The sequence below is a fragment of the Mesorhizobium sp. M7D.F.Ca.US.004.03.1.1 genome, from assembly GCF_003998635.1.
Taxonomy (GTDB): Bacteria; Pseudomonadota; Alphaproteobacteria; order Rhizobiales; family Rhizobiaceae; genus Mesorhizobium; species Mesorhizobium loti.
The window spans coordinates 1-4,805 of record NZ_RZQG01000454.1 but is presented as its reverse complement, the minus strand read 5'-3'; the positions used below and the strand labels follow the sequence as shown (position 1 = coordinate 4,805).

The following is a 4,805-nucleotide window of genomic DNA, read 5'->3' as shown; positions in this document are numbered from 1 at the left end:
CGGCCAGTGCGACCCTGCCAATATCGCGATGGCGCTGGCCAAGGGCGCGCGCCAGCGCGGCGCCACCATCGTCGAGAATGTGAAGGTCACCAAGGTCCACACCAGGGCTGGCCGCGTCACCGGGGTGTCCTGGGCACAGGGTGAAGACCAAGGCACCATCGAAGCCGACATCGTCGTCAACTGCGCCGGCATGTGGGCGCGCGAACTGGGAGCACAGAACGGCGTCACCATCCCGCTGCACGCCTGCGAGCATTTTTATCTCGTCACCGAGCCGATCCCCGGTCTCACCCGTCTGCCCGTGCTGCGCGTGCCTGACGAGTGCGCCTACTACAAGGAGGACGCCGGCAAGATGATGCTGGGCGCCTTCGAACCGGTGGCAAAGCCCTGGGGCATGGACGGCATCCGCGAGGATTTCTGCTTCGACCAACTGCCGGAGGATATGGACCATTTCGAGCCGATCCTCGAAATGGGCGTCAACCGCATGCCGATGCTGGCGACCGCCGGCATCCACACCTTCTTCAACGGTCCCGAGAGTTTTACCCCCGACGACCGCTACTATCTCGGCGAGGCGCCGGAGCTGTCCGGCTACTGGATGGCGACCGGCTACAATTCGATCGGCATCGTCTCCTCCGGCGGCGCCGGCATGGCGCTGGCGCAGTGGATCAATGACGGCGAAGCCCCCTTCGATCTGTGGGAAGTCGACATTCGCCGCGCCCAGCCGTTCCAGAAGAACCGCCGCTATCTCAAGGAGCGCGTCTCCGAAACGCTCGGCCTGCTCTATGCCGACCATTTCCCCTATCGTCAGATGGCGACCTCGAGGAATGTCAGGCGTTCGCCGCTGCACGAGCATCTGAAGGCGCGCGGCGCCGTCTTCGGCGAAGTCGCCGGCTGGGAGCGCGCCAACTGGTTTGCCCGTGAAGGCCAGGAGCGCGAATACCGCTATTCCTGGAAGCGCCAGAACTGGTTCGACAACCAGCGCGAAGAACACCTCGCGGTCAGGAAAAGCGTCGGCCTGTTCGACATGACTTCGTTCGGCAAGATCCGGGTTGAGGGCCGCGACGCCTGCGCCTTCCTGCAAAGACTGTGCGCCAACGACATGGACGTGGCCCCGGGCAAGATCGTCTACACCCAGATGCTCAACCAGCGCGGCGGCATCGAGAGCGACCTGACGGTGTCGCGGCTGTCGGAGACGGCGTTCTTTCTCGTCGTTCCAGGCGCCACGCTGCAGCGCGATCTCGCCTGGCTGCGCAAACATCTGACCGACGAATTCGTCGTCGTCACCGACGTGACGGCGGCCGAAAGCGTGCTCTGCCTGATGGGGCCGGATGCGCGCAAACTGATCCAGAAGGTCAGCCCCAACGATTTCTCCAACGAAACCAACCCGTTCGGCACGTTCCAGGAGGTCGAGATCGGCATGGGCCTGGCCCGCGCCCACCGCGTCACCTATGTCGGCGAACTCGGCTGGGAGCTCTATGTCTCGACCGACCAGGCGGCCCATGTCTTCGAAGCGATCGAAGAGGCAGGCGCCGATGTCGGCCTGAAACTCTGCGGCCTGCACACGCTGGATTCCTGCCGCATCGAAAAGGCGTTTCGGCATTTCGGCCACGACATCACCGACGAGGACAATGTGCTGGAAGCAGGCCTTGGCTTCGCTGTGAAGACGGCCAAGGGCGACTTCATCGGCCGCGATGCCGTGCTGCGCAAGAAGGAAGCCGGGCTGAACCGCAGGCTGGTCCAGTTCCGGCTGAAAGACCCGCAACCCCTGCTCTTCCACAACGAGGCGATCCTGCGCGACGGCAAGATCGTCGGTCCGATCACGTCTGGCAATTACGGCCATCACCTCGGCGGCGCCGTCGGGCTGGGATACGTGCCGTGCCAGGGCGAGAGCGAGGCGGATGTGCTGGGCTCATCCTACGAGATCGAGATCGCCGGCGAGCGCTTTGCGGCGGAAGCGTCGCTGAAGCCGATGTATGATCCGAAGGCCGAGCGGGTGAAGATGTAGCGCAGTCTTTCTGCAAGTGAGGCGCCGCCCCTCATCTGCCTGCCGGCATCTTCTCCCCGTAAACGGGGCGAAGAAAGCTCTCCTAAAACCGCTCGAGCTTCCCTCGCACCTTCGCCAGAAATGCAGCCCGCGTCGCCGGCGTCGAGGAATCCATCAGATAGTGCGCCAGGAAAAAAGTCCGGCAACGTGTCGCGCACAGCGCCCGCATGCCGCGCAGCAGGGTCTTGCGTCCCGGCTGGCCGACGACCACGCTCCACCAGGTCGGCGCGCCGCAGGTGGTGATGACGCCGACCCTGGTCACATGCGTCATCAGCGACTTGATCCGCCCCTTGCCCGCCGGCAGCTTGAAGGCGACGTCCGTCGCCCACACCCGGTCGAGCCAGCCCTTCAGCATCGCCGGCAGCCCGTACCACCAGGTCGGATAGACGAACAGAATCGCTTCGGCCCAGTTGAGCAGCTCGAAATGCGGCTTCAGCGCCGGGTCCTGCGGCGCCTGGTCGTTGTAGGAGCGCCGCTCGTCGCAGCTCATCACCGGGTCGAATTTCTCGGCATAGAGGTCGAGCAGCCGCACCTCCCAGCCTCTTCGTGTCAGCACGTCGACGGCAGCGTCGCGAATTGCCGCACAGAAGCTTTCCGGCACCGGATGGCAGTAGACCACCAGCGCGCGCATCAGAACGCCTCTATGCGTGCCGCGACCTTGGCCATGAAAGCCTTGCGCGTGCGGTCGGTAGACAGGATCATCGCGTAATGCGCGAGATAGCTCACCGGCGCGCCGGGTTTTACGGTGGCGCGCAGCATCCGCTTGATCAGCCTGCGCGGCGGATCGCCCATCAGCATGGCGCGGAACCGGCTGCCGCCATAAGTGGTCACCGCTGCAACCTTGCTTATGTTGTGCAGCGACGGCTGCACCTTGCCGTCGACCAGCTTGAACGACACGCCGGGCAGGAAGACGCGATCGAAAAAGCCTTTCAGGATGGCTGGAAAACCATAATTCCAGACCGGATAGGACAGCACCAGCGCATCCGCCCGCAGCAGGCGTTCGACATAGGGCGCCACAGCGTCGGCGGGGCCACGCTGGTTGTGATAGTCCAGCCGCTCCTGGCGTGTCAGCCGCGGATCGAAATCCTCGGCATAGAGATCGCAGTCGTCGACCGTATGGCCCACCGCCACCAGCCGCTCGACGATCATCCGGTGCAGGCCGGCGTTGAAGCTGGTCTCGACCGGATGGGCGTAGAGCACGAGGATGTTCATCAGCCTGCCTTCTGCAGCCCCTTGAACAGGAATGTCCGGCCGGAACGATAGTCGTAGTCCGGGTTTTCCCAGGCGATCATCTTGCCGGGGTTAAGCAGGCCCTGCGGGTCAGTCTCGTGCTTGAATGCGAGCTGCACGGCATCCGTCTGCTTCATGCCGCCCTCTTCCAGCGTGTAGCGGTGTGGGTTGAAGATCGGGCAGCCATTCTCCTCATGCAGCCGCACGATCTCGTCGAGCCGCGTCTCGCTGGTGAACTTGACCAGCGGCAGGCCAAAGCAGGTGATGTTGCCGTCCAGCCGCACGAATTCCAGATGCGAGAAAACCTCGCCCGGAAACATCGCATCCATCTTTTCGACCAGCGCCAGCTGGTTGGGAAAGGGATAGAGCGATTGCAGATAGGTAATCGAAGGGTCGACGCGCAGCGCCCTCAGCGTCGTGTGGTTCCAGGCCAGCTCATAGGCCGGCGGCAGGCCCTTTTTCTCATCCGGCGTCGCCGTGGCCGCATTGTAGATCACCTCGCCGCCGACGCGGCGGGTGAAGGCCAGGAAGGCATCGAGCCCATGCTGCGCCACCATGACGACGCAGATGCTTTGCCCTTCCCGGAGGAATTTCTGGTGCCGCTTGAAATAGAGCTGCGGCACGGGTGCCGCTATCGGCGTGATCAGCTTGGTGAGGATGCCGTCCTGGCAGGCCAGCGCATTGCCATAGCGGGCGGCATCCATGAAGCCGTCGAAACCGACAATGACGTCGACCCAGTCATAGGCTGCAGTCAGCGGCATCTCGACTTCCGATATGACGCCGTTGGTGCCGTAGGCGTGGGTGACCTTGTGCAGATCCTCGCCGGTGAGCTCGAGCGCTTTCGGCTCGGCTTCCATGGTCACCACGCGCAGGCGAAGCACATTGCCGAAATCGCGCAGGCCGCCGAAATTGATCGAGCCGACGCCGCCCGAACCGCCGGCGATGAAGCCGCCGATCGAGGCCGTGTTGTAGGTGGACGGCGACAGCCGCAGCTCCTGCCCGGAATGCGCCCGCGTCGCCTTGTCGATGTCGGCCAGGATCGCGCCTGGTCCCGTCACCACGCGACCTAGCGCAATCGACTTGATCTCGTTCATCTCGGCAAGGTTGAGCACGACGCCGCCCGAAAGCGGCATTGCCTGGCCGTAATTGCCGGTGCCGCTGCCGCGCGGTGTCACCGGCACGCCGTGGCGGTGACAGGCGGCAAGCACACGGATCAGTTCGGCCTCGTTCTTCGGCGTCACGATCAGATCGCCTGTGACATGGTCGAGCTGCTCCCGCAGCACCGGGCTGTACCAGTAGAAGTCGCGGCTCTTCTGCTGGACGATGGCCGGATTGTCGTCGACCTTAAGGCCTTCGAGGTCGCGTTTGAGCGCCGAAACGTCCATCATTCCACCATCAGCTCGTCGAGTTCGGCATAATCGGGCAATTGCCGGTCGATTGCGCATCCGCTGCGCACGACGATGCGATCCGATTCGGGCCGCGACAGCAATTCCGTCCAGCTTCGACCTTTGAACACGATGAAATCGGCATCCCC

General features: G+C 63.8%; 4 protein-coding genes and 1 pseudogene. 1 reads left to right on the top strand and 4 read right to left on the bottom strand.

Features of this window, described 5'->3' with window-relative positions; all coding sequences use genetic code 11:
• A partial coding sequence (locus EN935_RS22580) for an FAD-dependent oxidoreductase (protein WP_164771265.1) occupies positions 1-2,002 on the top strand: 2,002 nt, incomplete at its 5' end.
• An 82-nt stretch (positions 2,003-2,084) separates the two neighbouring features.
• Here the strand turns inward: EN935_RS22580 and EN935_RS22575 are convergent.
• From EN935_RS22575 to EN935_RS42220, 4 genes and pseudogenes are all read right to left on the bottom strand, one after another.
• Positions 2,085-2,672 (bottom strand): NAD(P)H-dependent oxidoreductase, encoded by a 588-nt coding sequence (locus tag EN935_RS22575; RefSeq protein WP_127263233.1) that lies wholly within the window; start codon positions 2,670-2,672, stop codon positions 2,085-2,087.
• Entirely contained in the window at positions 2,672-3,253 is a 582-nt protein-coding gene (locus EN935_RS22570) for an NAD(P)H-dependent oxidoreductase (protein WP_164757617.1), read from the bottom strand. Before EN935_RS22570 ends, EN935_RS22575 begins: the two co-directional genes overlap by 1 nt.
• A complete protein-coding gene (locus EN935_RS22565) occupies positions 3,253-4,656 on the bottom strand; it encodes an FAD-binding oxidoreductase (protein WP_127373625.1) in 1,404 nt (467 codons plus the stop codon). The genes EN935_RS22570 and EN935_RS22565 overlap by 1 nt, the downstream gene beginning before the upstream one ends.
• Positions 4,656-4,805, bottom strand: a pseudogene (locus EN935_RS42220) (cytosine deaminase); the annotation flags it as partial. The pseudogene EN935_RS42220 and the gene EN935_RS22565, both read right to left, overlap by 1 nt.